The organism is Nocardia acididurans (genome assembly GCF_016741815.1).
In the GTDB taxonomy this organism is placed as follows: Bacteria; Actinomycetota; Actinomycetes; order Mycobacteriales; family Mycobacteriaceae; genus Nocardia; species Nocardia acididurans.
Genome location: NZ_JAERRJ010000008.1, coordinates 301,576 through 315,078 on the forward strand (window position 1 = coordinate 301,576; position 13,503 = coordinate 315,078).

At 68.7% G+C, this 13,503-nt stretch carries 12 protein-coding genes and 1 pseudogene; 6 read left to right on the forward strand and 7 right to left on the reverse strand.

Annotated elements, in window-relative coordinates:
- Positions 1-3: 3 nt before the first annotated feature.
- A pseudogene (locus JK358_RS22410) lies at positions 4-696 on the reverse strand (thioesterase II family protein); the annotation flags it as partial.
- 34 nt (positions 697-730) lie between these two features.
- Between JK358_RS22410 and JK358_RS22415 the strand changes: the two are divergent.
- Positions 731-2,107: a CoA transferase gene (locus JK358_RS22415; protein WP_307817674.1), complete on the forward strand. Its 1,377-nt coding sequence runs from the start codon at positions 731-733 to the stop codon at positions 2,105-2,107.
- Between the two features lie 146 nt (positions 2,108-2,253).
- Positions 2,254-3,813: an MFS transporter gene (locus JK358_RS22420; protein WP_201950248.1), complete on the forward strand. Its 1,560-nt coding sequence runs from the start codon at positions 2,254-2,256 to the stop codon at positions 3,811-3,813.
- A gap of 1 nt (position 3,814) precedes the next feature.
- On the opposite strand, the gene JK358_RS22425 is transcribed toward JK358_RS22420, so the two are convergent.
- A complete protein-coding gene (locus JK358_RS22425) occupies positions 3,815-4,387 on the reverse strand; it encodes a TetR/AcrR family transcriptional regulator (RefSeq protein WP_201949867.1) in 573 nt (190 codons plus the stop codon).
- A gap of 105 nt (positions 4,388-4,492) precedes the next feature.
- On the opposite strand from JK358_RS22425, the gene JK358_RS22430 reads away from it, so the two are divergent.
- From JK358_RS22430 to JK358_RS22440, 3 genes are read left to right on the forward strand one after another with little or no spacing between them, the layout of a single operon-like run.
- A complete protein-coding gene (locus JK358_RS22430; RefSeq protein ID WP_201949869.1) occupies positions 4,493-5,704 on the forward strand; it encodes an FAD-dependent monooxygenase in 1,212 nt (403 codons plus the stop codon).
- Positions 5,705-5,745: 41 nt separating this feature from the next.
- The gene (locus tag JK358_RS22435; RefSeq protein WP_201950255.1) at positions 5,746-6,774 is read left to right on the forward strand and encodes a nucleoside hydrolase; all 1,029 of its coding nucleotides are present in this window, start codon (positions 5,746-5,748) and stop codon (positions 6,772-6,774) included.
- Positions 6,771-7,661 carry an amidohydrolase family protein gene (locus JK358_RS22440; RefSeq protein WP_307817675.1) on the forward strand — a complete coding sequence of 297 codons (891 nt, stop codon included), beginning with the start codon at positions 6,771-6,773 and terminating at the stop codon, positions 7,659-7,661. Before JK358_RS22435 ends, JK358_RS22440 begins: the two co-directional genes overlap by 4 nt.
- Here JK358_RS22440 and JK358_RS22445 read toward each other — a convergent pair.
- From JK358_RS22445 to JK358_RS22455, 3 genes are read right to left on the reverse strand one after another with little or no spacing between them, the layout of a single operon-like run.
- Positions 7,654-8,832, reverse strand: coding sequence for a cation:proton antiporter (locus JK358_RS22445; RefSeq protein ID WP_201949870.1), 1,179 nt, complete (start codon positions 8,830-8,832; stop codon positions 7,654-7,656). The genes JK358_RS22440 and JK358_RS22445 overlap by 8 nt on opposite strands.
- Before the next feature lie 4 nt (positions 8,833-8,836).
- Complete coding sequence (locus tag JK358_RS22450) at positions 8,837-9,319, reverse strand: cation:proton antiporter regulatory subunit (RefSeq protein ID WP_201949876.1); 483 nt, start codon at positions 9,317-9,319, stop codon at positions 8,837-8,839.
- A gap of 25 nt (positions 9,320-9,344) precedes the next feature.
- Positions 9,345-9,827, reverse strand: coding sequence for a cation:proton antiporter regulatory subunit (locus tag JK358_RS22455; RefSeq protein WP_201949878.1), 483 nt, complete (start codon positions 9,825-9,827; stop codon positions 9,345-9,347).
- A gap of 156 nt (positions 9,828-9,983) precedes the next feature.
- Here JK358_RS22455 and JK358_RS22460 point away from each other — a divergent pair, with 156 nt between their 5' ends.
- Positions 9,984-10,631, forward strand: a complete 648-nt coding sequence (locus JK358_RS22460; protein ID WP_201950257.1) for a response regulator — start codon at positions 9,984-9,986, stop codon at positions 10,629-10,631.
- Between the two features lie 5 nt (positions 10,632-10,636).
- On the opposite strand, the gene JK358_RS22465 is transcribed toward JK358_RS22460, so the two are convergent.
- Together JK358_RS22465 and JK358_RS22470 are read right to left on the reverse strand one after the other, a co-directional pair.
- Entirely contained in the window at positions 10,637-11,317 is a 681-nt protein-coding gene (locus tag JK358_RS22465; protein WP_201949879.1) for a universal stress protein, read from the reverse strand.
- On the reverse strand, positions 11,314-13,497 hold the full coding sequence (locus JK358_RS22470) for a glycosyl hydrolase family 65 domain-containing protein (protein WP_201949880.1): 2,184 nt from the start codon (positions 13,495-13,497) through the stop codon (positions 11,314-11,316). The genes JK358_RS22465 and JK358_RS22470 overlap by 4 nt, the downstream gene beginning before the upstream one ends.
- Positions 13,498-13,503: the final 6 nt, after the last annotated feature.

Below are 13,503 nucleotides of genomic sequence, written 5' to 3' on the forward strand. Positions count from 1 at the left end.
GTGGCGGCCTGGGAAGACGGCTGATTCGAAGCCTGCCGTGGTGAAGTCGCGCCACTCCCCCGCCTGCGCCACCGTGGTCGTGGGGTCGTCGGTGCTCACCAGGGCGGTGATCGGGCAGCGCAGTGGGGCGGTGGGGGTGTGGCGGTAGGTTTCCACGGCTCGGTAGTCGGCGCGGACGGCGGGGAGGACGAGTTCGGCCAGGGCGGGTTCGGTGCGGAGGACGGCCAGGGCGGCGGGGTCGTTGGCCAGGCGTTCCAGTTCGGCGATCAACGTGTTGTCGTCGCCTTCGTGGACTCGGCCCGTCTCGTCGAATGATGGTGTGGGACGGCCGGAGACGAACAGGTGGGACGGGGTGCGGCCGGCGGTGTCGAGGCGGCGGGCGGTCTCGTAGGCGACCGTGGCGCCCATGCTGTGGCCGAACAGGGCGATGCGGGTGGTCGCGGGCCAGCGGAGGAGGTCGCGGGCCGTGTGGTCGGCCAGGGCGGTGAATTCGGTGAGGGCGGGTTCGCCGAGGCGGTCTTGGCGGCCGGGGTATTGGACGGCGAATATCGCGGTGCCCGTGGCGAATCGCTGAGCCAGTGGGCGGTAGGCGGTGATCGATCCGCCGCCGGGCGGGAAGCAGACCAGCACGTGCCGGGGGTCCGGGTCGGGGCGCAGTTCGCGCAACCAGGTTGTGCCGGTGAGATTTACCACCACGGAGCGGTCTCCTTCACGGGTTACTGTCGGATTCGTGGATACGAACGCAGCGCTCGTCCGTGACTACGAATCCGGGGTCGGACTGACCCCGTCGAGTATGCCCCTGCCCGATCCGGGCGCGAATCTGGCTGCGACGCTTCCCGTGTGGGCGCTGGCGGGCGGGTCGGTGGCGGCGTTCGCGGCGGCGGCGGAGCGGCGCAGGCTGGCGTGCGGGCTGCAGCCGGTGGAGACCGTGCTCGATCCGGGGCGGATCGCGGCGGCGTTCGCGAGTGACAGGCTGTTCCGTCTCGACGGGGCCGCCATCGAGGGTTTCGCTGAATTGTCCGGTTTCTTCCGGGCTGCGGACGCATGGGTGCGAACGCATGCCAACTATTCGCATCATCGCGCGCGGCTGCTCGCGACACTCGGACTGGCCGAGGACGCCGAGCGCGCCGCGGCGGTCACCCGCATGGCGCAACTGCCCGCCGCCGAGATCGAGGAGCGGGCCGCCGAACTCGGGGCGATTGCGGTGCGGGTGCGCACCGAGCGGGAGTGGGCCGACTCCGCGATGGGCAAGGCCGCCGCGGACGGGCCGGTGGTGGCGGTCGAGCGGCGGCTCGATACGGGTGTCCACGAAACCTCGTCCGCCGCAACACAGATGCTGCCGCTGCGCGGGGTCCGGGTGCTCGATCTGACGCGCGTAATCGCGGGTCCGGTGGCCACCCGCGCCCTCGCGCTGCTGGGCGCGGAGGTGCTGCGGGTGGATCCGCCGCAGCTGCCGGAGATCGAATGGCAGTACCTCGACTCCTGTCAGGGCAAGCGGTCGACGCTGCTGGATCTGCGCCGCGACATGCCGATCTTCCGTGAATTGCTCAGCGCGGCAGATGTTCTCGTCACGGGGTACCGCCCGGGCGCACTGGAGCGGCTCGGCGTGCAGGCCGCCGAGATCCGGCCCGGGATCATCCATGCCACGGTCAGCGCGTGGGGCGAGCGTGGACCCTGGGGTGACCGGCGCGGCTTCGACAGCATTGTGCAGGCCGCGTCCGGAATCTCGTTCGTCGAAGGCGCGCAAGGAAATTCACCCTCCGACGCCCGGCCGGGTGCGCTGCCCGCGCAGGCTCTCGACCACGGCAGCGGATATCTGCTCGCCGCAGGGGTTCTGGACGCCCTCACCGCCCGTGAACAGGACGGTTACGGACGTGATGTGCGAGTTGCGTTGGCGCGCACCGGCTCCTGGCTGCTCGCCGCGGCAGGGCGTGATCCCGACCACGAACCGGCCCGGCCACCCGAGGTTCGCTACACGGTAGCCCACGGGTCCGTTTCGGCCGCCGGACCGGCCTTTTCGGAGTATCCGGACTACTCCTGGCCCGCTCCCCCGTACGGCGCCGACCGCCCGGAATGGGGTCCCCGACCGGACGGTTTGCTGGCCTAGCACAAAACGTCATGTCCATCTGTGCGCACAGTCGCAAGAACATCGGCGAATATGTGAATTCCCTTCGTACAGCCGGTTTTTGTGTCGTTAATAGATGAGATCCTGGAACCGACATCGTCATTACCGACACTTTTGCCGGCATGCGGATGGAGGACGTCATCGTGGACACAACCACTCCCCTTTTTGCCGTCGAGGAGTCCGGCGCGGCCAGGGTGGGACGCAGGGAGTGGACCGGATTGGCGGTGCTCGCTCTGGCTTGCCTGGTGTACTCCATGGACCTCACGGTCCTGCACCTGGCCGTCCCGCAGATCAGCGCCGAGCTCCGCCCCACCAGCTCCCAATTGCTGTGGATCATCGACGTTTACGGGTTTCTCGTGGCCGGGTTACTACTCACCATGGGAACCATCGGGGATCGCATCGGCAGGAGACGACTATTGATGACCGGCGCCGCGGCTTTTGCCGCGGTATCGGTCATCGCGGCGTTCGCGCCCTCGGCGCCGATACTCATCGGCTGCCGGGCGCTGCTGGGGATCGCTGGGGCGACGCTGGCGCCCTCCACGCTGTCGTTGATCTTCACCATGTTTCGCAACCCCGCACAGCGCTCGATCGCGGTCGGCGTGTGGGTCGGCTCGTATTCGGTCGGCGGCTCCATCGGCCCGATGGCCGGCGGGTTCATGCTCGAGCACTTCTGGTGGGGCGCGGTGTTCCTGCTCGCGGTGCCGGTGATGCTGCTGCTCATCGTGCTCGCGCCCCGGGTGCTGCCGGAGTTCCGGGATCCGGAGGCGAGCAAACTGGATCTGCTCAGCGCCCTGCTGTGCACGGGAGCCGTGCTGCTGCTGGTCTTCGGAATGAAGCAGGCGGCCCAGGACGGTCCGGGGACCACCGCGATGCTGGCACTGCTGGCCGGGCTGATGGTCGGCGTGATCTTCGTGCGGCGGCAGTTGCACACGCCCGACCCGATGCTGAATCTCCGGCTGTTCCGGCTGGGCAGTTTTCGCGCGGCCCTGACCATCAATATGGTCGCCATCTTCGTATCGTTCGGGTACTTCCTGTTCATCGGCCAGTATTTCCAGCTGGTGCTGGGCATGTCGCCGATGCGCGCCGGAATCTACACCATCCCGGCCGGATTGGGGTTCATGATCGGCTCACAGCTCGGCCCGCGCATCGTCAAGCATGTGCGCCCGGCCTACCTGATCGGCGTGGGCATGGCCATGGCGGCGGGCGGGCTGTTCCTGCTGACGCGGATCGCGGTGGACGGCGGCGTGGGTCTCACCGTCGCGGCGTCACTGCTCGTATCCTTCGGCCTGGCACCGGTTTTCGGCATCACCACCGAGCTGATCGTGGGCACCGCGCCGCCGGAGCAGGCGGGCGCGGCCTCCGGGCTCGCCGAGACCGGAGCGGAATTCGGTGGCGCGCTAGGTATTTCGATTCTGGGCAGTATCAGTATCGCCCTCTATCGCGGGGAGCTGGCGAATACCCTGCCCTACGGGCTGCGAGAAACCGATGAATCCGCGGTGCGGGACACCCTCGGCGCGGCCATCGAGGTCGCGAACGCGGTGCCCGGAAATCTGGGTACGGCGGTGGCGGACGCGGCCAAGCAGGCCTTTCTCACGGGCATGCATCTGACCTCCGCCATCGCGGCCGGGGCGGCGCTGGTGCTGGCGGTCATCGCCATCGCGCGCCTGCGCCATATTCCGCCGGGGTGAGTCAGCGGCCGCGGAGGGCCTCGATCGCGGTCATCAGGTCCTCTCCCAGGAACGGCTCGGCGCTCGGTGCGAGCAGCGACTGCATGGACAGACCCTGGAACAGGAGGAACAGCATCCGCCCCACCGCGGCGGCCTGCTCGGCGGACAGGTCCGGATACACCCCGCGCAGCGTCTCGGCCATATCGGCGAGCGCCCTGGCCGTCGCGTCGGCCATGTACACCTGCGATTCCGGGTTCCGCGAGATCTGCACGCCGTTCTCCAGGCTCAGCAGCAGCGCCTCGCGATTGTTGTAGGCGACATCGACCAGACCGTTCCAGGTGGCGGCGAGCGCCTCCCACGGTGTGCGGCCCTCGCCCGCGTCCTTGATGGCCGCGTCGATGCCGTCGCCGATCTCGGTGCCGACGCCTTCGGTGAGGGTTTCCATGACCAGGCGGTCCTTGGACCCGAAGTGATATCCGATGGCGGCGAGGCTGACTCCGGCCGCCTGGGCGATATCGCGGGCGGTGACCTTGGCGAGTCCGCGTTCCAGGATGGCTGTGCGCGCCCCCGCCAATAGATCTTCTCGGTTTCCCATAGCCCCACCCTACCAGCGTCTTAGACATTTGTTCTAGACAATCGTGCGAGGGTCTGTTAGACATATGTCTTAGACAGGCGTTCTTCACCGCTAGGGAGTCCGACAATGAGCACCACCACCTCCGCCCTCCGCATCCTCGTCGCCGGTGGCGGCATCGCCGGCAATGCCGTTGCGCTGCAACTGCTTCGCGCCGAAGCGGGCGTCACCGTCGTCGAGCGAGCCGAGGCTCCCCGCCCGGGTGGGCAGGCCGTCGACCTGCGCGGGCCGAGCCGCCGGGTCGCCGAGGCCATGGGCCTGATGGAGGGCATCCGCAAGCACCAGCTCCAGGAGGAGGCTATGGTGCTGGTCGACCGCAAGGGCGCGGAGGTCTACCGCATGGACGCCGACATGTTCGGCGGCAAGGGCCCGGTCGCCGATATCGAGATCAGCCGCGGCGACCTCAACGACGTCCTGCTCACCGAGATCGCCGCCGCCGGAGGCGATCTCGACTACCGCTACGGCGACTGGATCACCGCGCTCGCGCAGGACGACACCGGCGTGGACGTCACCTTCGCCTCCGGCGCCACCGAGCGCTTCGACCTGGTGGTCGCCGCCGACGGCGTGCACTCGGCCACCCGTCGCATGGCCTTCGGCCCCGACGAGGAATTCGCCACCTACCTGGGCGGATACATGTCCTTCTACACCATCCCCTCCCCCGCCGGGGTGGATCCGCACTGGATGACCATGCACGCCCGCCCCAAGGCGTCGGTCGGTGTGCGCGCCGACGCCGATCCGGCCACCTCGAAGGCCATCATCACGCTGCGCACCGAGCAGGATCCGGCACTGCGCCGCGATGTGCCCGCCCAGCAGCAGCTCATCCGCGACATGCTCGCCGACGCGGGCTGGCTCGCCCCGGAGATCCTGGCCGGGATGGCGAATACGCCCGACTTCTACTTCGACGAGCTGGTGCGCATCGATATGCCGACGCTGTCGGCCGGACGCGTGACCCTGCTGGGCGATTCGGGTTTCTGCGGCTCCCCCATGACCGGGATGGGCACCGCCATGGCCATCGTGGGCGCGTACGTCCTCGCGGGCGAGATCGCCGCCACCCCGGGCGATCTCGCGGGGGCGCAGGCCCGCTACGAGGAGATCGTGACGCCGTTCCTGGCCAAGGCCAAGGAGCTGCCCGGCGGCGGCATCAAGATGATGCTGCCCAACACCGAATTCGGGCTCAAGGCCGCACAGCTGATGGGCAAGCTCATGACCACCCGGGTCATGCGCCCGGTCATGATGAAGATGCTGGACCAGACCGAGGACTACGTGCTGCCGGTGTACTGAACGGCGGCGGCTAGTCTCGAATCGTGAAGCGGAAGATCATCATGGACGTCGACACCGGCATCGACGATTCGCTGGCTCTGCTCTACCTGCTGGCCTCCCCCGAGGCCGAGATCGTCGGAATCGCCGCCACCGCGGGCAATGTGGCCGCCGATCGGGTGGCGGCCAACAACCTGGCCTGGCTTGACGTGTGCCGCGCGCCGGATATCGAGGTGGCCCTGGGTGCGGCGCAACCGCTCGCCATCGCACTGCGCACCACCGAGGACACCCACGGGCCACAGGGTGTGGGATACGCCGAATTGCCGGAATCGGCACGGGCGCTGTCGGATCGGTCGGCGGCGCGGATGTGGGTGGAGCTGGTGCGCGCGCATCCCGGCGAGATCGTCGGGCTGTGCACCGGACCGCTCACCAATCTCGCACTCGCGCTGCGGCTCGAGCCGGAACTGCCGACGCTGCTGCACCGGCTGGTGATCATGGGTGGCGCGTTCAACCATCCGGGCAACACCACGCCGACGAATGAATGGAATGTGCACGTGGACCCGGAGGCCGCCAAGGAGGTGTTCGACGCCTTCTCCGCCGCGCCGGCCGATCGGCGGCCGATCGTGTGCGCGCTCGACATCACCGAGACCATCGAGATGTATCCCAAACACCTGGTGGCGCTGGCGGATCGGGCGGGCAGCGTCCCGGCCGAGACGGTCGGGCCGCAGGACGGGCCCGAATGGCGTTCGGCGGCAAGTAATCCGATCATCCGGCATTTCACCGATGCGGTGCGGTTCTACTTCGATTTCCATCTGCTCTACGACCAGGGGTATCTGGCGCATATGCACGATCCGTTCGCGGCGGCCGTCGCCCTGGATCCGGGGCTCGCGGTGACCAGGCCCGCCACGGTCGACGTGGAGCTCGCGGGGACCATCACCCGGGCCACCACGGTGGCCGACTGGGCGGGAATGTGGGAGCGGGAACCCAACGCGGACATCGTGATCGGCACCGACCCCGAGCAGTTCTTCGACCGTCTCGTCACGCGCGTCGGCGATTTCGCCCGCACGCTCTACCCGCCGCAGGAGGCCCGGTGACCCGCGATGCCGACGGTGACTACATCGCCGGACTCCGCGACCGGCTGGGCCTGCCCGGAATCGTCGACATCCATACGCATTTCATGCCCGATCAGGTCATGCGCAAGGTGTGGCAGTACTTCGACGCGGCGGGACCGCTGACGGCCCGCGAATGGCCCATCGTCTACCGCGACGAGGAGCAGGTGCGGCTGAAGACCTTGCGGGGCTTCGGGGTACGGACCTTCACCTCGCTTGTCTACGCCCACAAACCGGATATGGCCGCCTGGCTCAACGAGTGGACCGCCTACTTCGCCGCCCGCACGCCCGATTGCCTGCACACGGCCACGTTCTACCCGGAACATCACGTCGCGTCCTATGCGGAGGCCGCGATCGAGGCCGGAGCCCGGATCTTCAAGGTGCATGTGCAGGTCGGCGGATTCCATCCCGGCGACCCACTGCTGACGGGTGTGTGGGGAAAACTCCAGGAGGCGGGGATACCGGTCCTGATCCACTGCGGATCGGGTCCGGCCCCCGGGCCCTTCACCGGACCGGAGCCCATCGCCGATCTGATGAAGCGCTTCCCGAGGCTGCGGTTGATCATCGCGCATATGGGCGCGCCCGAATACTCCGAGTTCCTGGATATCGCCGCGGCGTACGACAGCGTGCTGTTCGACACCACCATGAACTTCACCGACTTCTTCGAATCCGCGGATCCGTTCCCCGCCACAGAACGCGGCCGGCTGCGGGACTTCGCCGACCGCATTCTGTTCGGCAGCGATTTCCCGAACATCCCCTACACCTACAGCCACGCGCTCTACGCCCTGGAACGCCTGGAACTGGGCGACGACTGGCTGCGCAAGGTCTGCCACGACAACGCGGCCCGGGTATTCGGGCTTCCGGTCAGCTGACGGTTCTGCGCCGGTCCCGCCAGACCAGGGCCGGTTCCACCACCCGTGCGGCGATCGGGCCGAGAATGGCCATCAGCAGCACGTAGGTCGTTGCGAGGGCGGCGAATTCGGAGGGGACCGCGCCCGCCGCGACCGCCAGACCCGCGATGACGATGGAGAATTCGCCGCGCGCCACCAGCGCCGCGCCCGCACGAGCCCGACCGTACTTCGACGAGCCCGCGCGGGCGGCGGCCCACCAACCGGTCGCCACCTTCGTCAGCGTGGTCACCAGCGCGAGCAGCAGCGCCCAGCCCAGGACGGGTGGAATGGTGCGCGGGTCGGTGCTCAGGCCGAACAGCACGAAGAACAGGGCCGCGAACAGATCGCGCAGCGGCTCCAGGATCTTGGTGGCATTGTGCGCCGTCGAATCGGAGATGGCGATGCCGAGCAGGAACGCGCCCACCGCGGCCGAAACCTGCAGCGCGGAGGCCACACCCGCCACCAGCAGCGCCGAACCGAGCAGTTTGAGCAGGAAGATCTCTCGATCGTCGCTGTCGACGATCATGGAGACGAACCGGCCGTAGCGCAGCGCAATGACGAGCACGATGGTGACCGTGGCCAGTGCGATGCCGAGCGTGGTCAGACCGGCGGCGAAGCCGACCCCGGCCAGCACCGCGGTGAGCACCGGCAGGTACGCGGCCATGACCAGATCCTCGAACACCAGAATCGACAGGATGGTCGGGGTTTCGCGGTTGCCCAGGCGCCCCAGATCGCCCAGGACCTTCGCGACGATGCCGGAGGAGGAGATGAAGGTGACACCGGCCATGGCGATCGCACCGGTGAAACCCCAGCCGAGGAACAGCGCCACCGCGACGCCGGGCGTGGCGTTGAGCACCAGGTCGAGTACGCCCGCCGCCCAGGACTTGCGCATGCCGGTGACCAGTTCGCTGGCGCTGTACTCCAATCCGAGCAGCAACAGCAGCAGCACGACGCCGATCTCACTGGCCAGATGGATGAAATCGTCCGCGTGCCGTAATTCGATGACGCCGCCGGTGCCGAATATCAGACCGCCGACCAGGTAGAGCGGGATGGGGGACATACCGATTCGGGCGGCCAGGCGGCCGAGCAGGCCCAAACCGAAGAACACCGCGCCCAGTTGGATCAATGCGAGCGCGGTTTCCTGCGCAACCATCTACTCAGCCGTCCGTCAGGATTCTGGCGGCCGCCGATAGGCCCTCCGCGGTGCCGACAACGATCACCACATCGCCTGCGGTGAACAAGAATTCGGGTCCCGGCGACGGCAGCGCCTGGCCGGCGCGCAGCACCGCGACAATGGAAGCCTTGGTGCGGGTGCGCAGCTGGGTCTCGCCCAGCATGCGGCCGTCGTAGGGTGAACCACCGCGAATGGACAGCTGGCGGGTGGTGATGCCGTCCAGTTCCCGGTGCTCCTCCTGCAGTTGGGCCACCAGTTGCGGGGCGCCCAGCAGGTTGGCCAGGGTGGAGGCTTCTTCGGGGGACAACGGAATCTGTTCCGTCGCATCGGGATTGTCGGGTTTGCTGACGATCAGGTCGAGGGTGCCGTCCTTGTGATCGATGACCCCGACGCGGCGATGCGAGCCGGTCGACTCGAATTCCTTGCGTACCCCGATCCCGGGCAGCGGTGTTACTTCTACGTTCACAGAACCCGACCCTATCGGGAACGGGTCAGCCGTCCACCAGTATCCCCGCGGCGGCCGCCAGCCCCTCCTCGGTGCCGACCACCACCAGAATGTCGCCCGCGGTCAACACGAAGTCGGGTTCCGGCGACGGCACCGGATGTCCGGAGCGCAGTACGGCGACAATGGACGCCTTTGTCCGCGTGCGCATCTGGGAGTCACCGAGGACGCGGCCGTCGTACGGCGAACCGGGCGGCACCGACATCTGACGGGTGATCACTCCGCCCAGTTCCCGATGTTCCTCGCGCAGCTGAGCGACCAGTTGCGGGGCGCCCAGCAGGTTCGCCAGCACCGCCGCCTCCGCGCGCGAGAGCAGGATCCGGTCGACGAGATGCGGTTTTCCCGGCTTGGACACGACCAGTTCGATGGTGCCGTCCCGGTGGTCGATCACCCCGATCCGCCGCTTCGCCCCCTTCAGCGGAAATTCTTTGCGCACACCGATTCCGGGTAGCGGCGTCACCTCTACGTTCACACCTTCAACGGTAGCCATCTCGGACCCGCCGCAAACCAGGCCGGAGGCGGGCGATCCATCGCCCGAGCGACCGATTAGGGACTTTGGACCATGCCCGGAGAGCGGGGTGCGGCGATATGTTGGGTGCACACTCTCCTCGCGGGATCGGATGTGGCCATGATCAATGTGTTTCTCGTCGACGACCATGAGATCGTGCGCCGCGGGCTGATCGATCTGCTCGAGGGCGATCCGGATCTCACGGTGGTCGGGGAGGCCGCGGACGCCGCGCAGGCACTGGCCCGGATTCCCGCGCTACGGCCGGACGTGGCGGTGCTGGATGTGCGGCTGCCGGACGGGAACGGCATCGAGCTGTGCCGGGAGCTGCTGTCCCGCCTGGATGATCTGCGCTGTCTGATCCTGACCTCGTTCACCGACGAGCAGGCCATGCTGGACGCCATCCTGGCCGGGGCCAGCGGGTACGTGGTCAAGGACATCAAGGGGATGGAACTGGCCAAGGCCATCAAGGAGGTCGGCGCGGGCCGGTCGCTGCTCGACAATCGGGCGGCGGCGGTGCTCATGCAGCGGTTGCGGCACAGCACCCAGGCCGACGGCCCGCTGACCGGGCTGACCGACCAGGAACGCAAACTGCTCGATCTGCTGGGCGACGGGCTCACCAACCGGCAGATCGCCGAGCGAATGTTCCTGGCGGAGAAGACCGTCAAGAACTATGTGTCGCGGCTGCTGTCGAAACTCGGGATGGAGCGGCGCACCCAGGCCGCCGTGCTCGCCTCGAAACTGCGCACGGGACAGTCCTCGTCGCGCTAGCCGGATCAGGCGGCGACCGTACCCGACGCGGCCGCCGGGATGAGCATGACCGGAACCGACGCCGTGGCAAGGGTTTCGCGCACGATCCGGGCGCGGCCGGGCCGCAGTTCGCGAGACCAGCTCAGCACGATCATATCGGTGCCGTCGGCGGCGACGTCGGCGATGTGTTCGCCGGGGCCGCCGGCGCGCAGGGTCAGTTCGGGGCAGCGGCCGGGAAAGTACGGGCGGCAGAAGCGGGCCAGGAATCCGCGCTCCCAGCAGGTGCGTTCGTGCGCGGGCTGATCCCAGTGCGCGGGCACGGTGGTCTCGTCGAAGACGTGCAGCACGATGATCTCCACACCGGCGTCGTCGAACAGGCGCACGGTGCGGGCCACCGCGCGCACGGATTCGTCGGTGCCCTCCAGGGGCACCAGCACGCGTTCGACCGCGTAGTCGCCGGATTGCTGCCCGGCGCGGTTGTCGGCCGGGACGACGACGAGCGGAACCGTGCAGCGCCGCAACAACTCCCAGACGCCGTCCGCCGGCTCCACCACGCCTAGGGTGGCTCCCGGTTCGCGCAGGGCGACGAGGAATTCGTCATCGGTCGTCTCCGACGGCAGGGCGTACAGCGGGATGCCCAGCACTTTTTCGAAGGCGGCGGCGACAGCGAGGGCATCGTCTGTCGACCGCACCGGAATGTGGTTCACGAGCGTGGTTCTTTCCTTGCGGGCCACCAGGATTCGCCGCTGACCAGTACCGCCGGGTGGCCTCCGGCGGCCACCTCGATCGGTCCGTCGACGGTGATGCCCACGCCGGTGTGGGTGAGTTCGAGGCGAACGCGGCGGCCCAGGCAGCGGAAGGCGATGCCCAGATGCGGCCAGCGTCGCGGGAGATGCGGGTGGATGCTCAGCACCCCGTCGCGAACCCGCACACCCGCGAAACCGAACAGCATCGCCTGCCAGACACCGCCGAGGGTGGCCATGTGCAGGCCGCCCGCGGTGGAGCCGGTGCGGTCGTCGAGATCCAATCGCAGTGCGGGAACCAGCATGTCGAGCGCCTCGTCGGCGCGCCCCGCCCGCGCCAGCAGCGATGCCATGATGGCGGGCGACAGCGAGGAGCCATGGGTGGTGCGCGGGGCGTAGAACTCCAGATTGGGGATGAGCGAGCCGGGAGCGACCTCGTCGGGCACCAGGTGGTGCAGCATCAGCACATCGGGCTGTTTGATGAGCTGGGAGGCGGTGACCCGGTCGCGGCCCAGCAGTACGTCGGCGGCGACGGGTTGGCGAGTGAGCGCGGGCGCGGTGAGCGGTTCCAGCTCGAAGTATCCGGTGAACTGCTGGTAGCGACCATCGGAATGCAACTGGTCGACGATCCGATGCGACAGCTCCCGCCACTGCTCGAATTCGCGTGCCTCCGCAGGATTCCGGGGCAGGAGCGCGGCGGCACGGCGGAGATTCCAGCGGGCCATCACATTCGTGTAGGCGTTGTCGTCCACGGTCTCGTGATACTCGTCGGGCCCGATCACCCGGTCGATATGCGCCCTGCCGGCGGGGTCGACGCGCACCCGGGAGGCCCAGTAACGCGCGGTCTCCACGATCAGATCGCGCGCCGTGGTCTCCGGGTAGTCGCGACGGCCGGTCCATTCCGCGAAATGATGCACGGCCCAGGCGATATCGGCGGTGATGTGCTCTTCCTCGGTCCCGGTGAGAATGGGAACCGGTGTGCCACCGAGGAATCCGGCCCGCGGTGTCACGTCGACGCCCAGCGCCGCCGATTCCCATGGGAACCGGGCTCCGCGACGGCCTTCGGTGCGCGCGCGTGCCCGCGCGGGGTCGAGCCGGTTCAGGCGGTATCGGATCATGGCCTCGGCGGCATCGGGATCCATGCTCGCCAGTGCGGGCAGCACGTAGATGTCCGTATCCCAGAACACGTGGCCGAGATACCCGCTCCCGGACACCCCACGCGCGCCCACCGCATTGTCGCCGTGTGCGCCCGCGTTGGTCCACAGCTGGAATAGCGCGAACCGAACGGCCAGTTCTTTTTCCGGATCATCGGGCAGGTCGATCCCCACCGTGGCCCACCGCCGCGCCCACGCGCGGCGCTGCTCGGCCAGCAGACCGTCGATCCCGGTCTCCACCGCACGCCGCAGGTCGCGCAGCACTCCCGCGGCAGCCGGGCGGTCCCCCGGATCGGCCGCGGCCACCGCGATCCGCTCCACCCGCTGCCCGCGCGACGTGCCGCTCCGCCACTGATCGGCCGCGGCGACAATGGCGCCGCAGGACGATTCGACGCGAAGTACCCGCCGCGCATGCGGTGAGCCGGACTCCCGTGCCTTCGACATGCCGTGACCCGGCGCCTCCGGGGCCGGTGAATCGATCGGCAGCTCGTGCACTCCGACCTCCGGGTCGACGGGCGGGTCCTCGAGCGGCCTGCCCGGAGTGAGCTGGGCGGCAGCCGATTCGGTGCGGAGTACGAGCACGCCGGGGCGGTCGGCACAGGCGAAACGCAGGCTCCGGAAATCGCCGTCGCGGTCCTCCCGGTGCAGGACACCGGAATACAGGTCGAGTCGCCAGGCGGTGGCGGTGGGTGCGGGGTCGACGCCGATTCCGGTCCAGCGCGGGCCCTCGAGGAGGTGCTGGGCCGGGCCGTCGCCCGCGTAGACGCCCGCGACGAGGATGCCGGGGTGGGTGGCGGGATCGGCTTCCTCTGGCGCGGCGGGTGTTCCGACTCCCCCGGAGCCCATCGTGAAGACGGCCGCGTCGGCCACACTGTGGCGCAGGTCGTTCTCCCGCACCGACCAGCGCGCCTCGCGACTCGTTTCGGTGGTGGTCGGCGCGGTGCTCGCCTCGGCGGTTTCGGGGACCGGATCCCCTGCTGGAGCGGCCACACCTCG

What these genes read in the sequence shown, in the direction of transcription:
- JK358_RS22460 (WP_201950257.1), top strand. Translation starts at nt 9,984, where the DNA reads ATGATCAATGTGTTTCTCGTCGACGACCATGAGATCGTGCGCCGCGGG.
- JK358_RS22425 (WP_201949867.1), bottom strand. Translation starts at nt 4,387, where the DNA reads ATGGGAAACCGAGAAGATCTATTGGCGGGGGCGCGCACAGCCATCCTG.
- JK358_RS22435 (WP_201950255.1), top strand. Translation starts at nt 5,746, where the DNA reads ATGGACGTCGACACCGGCATCGACGATTCGCTGGCTCTGCTCTACCTG.
- JK358_RS22445 (WP_201949870.1), bottom strand. Translation starts at nt 8,832, where the DNA reads ATGGTTGCGCAGGAAACCGCGCTCGCATTGATCCAACTGGGCGCGGTG.
- JK358_RS22430 (WP_201949869.1), top strand. Translation starts at nt 4,493, where the DNA reads ATGAGCACCACCACCTCCGCCCTCCGCATCCTCGTCGCCGGTGGCGGC.
- JK358_RS22420 (WP_201950248.1), top strand. Translation starts at nt 2,254, where the DNA reads ATGGAGGACGTCATCGTGGACACAACCACTCCCCTTTTTGCCGTCGAG.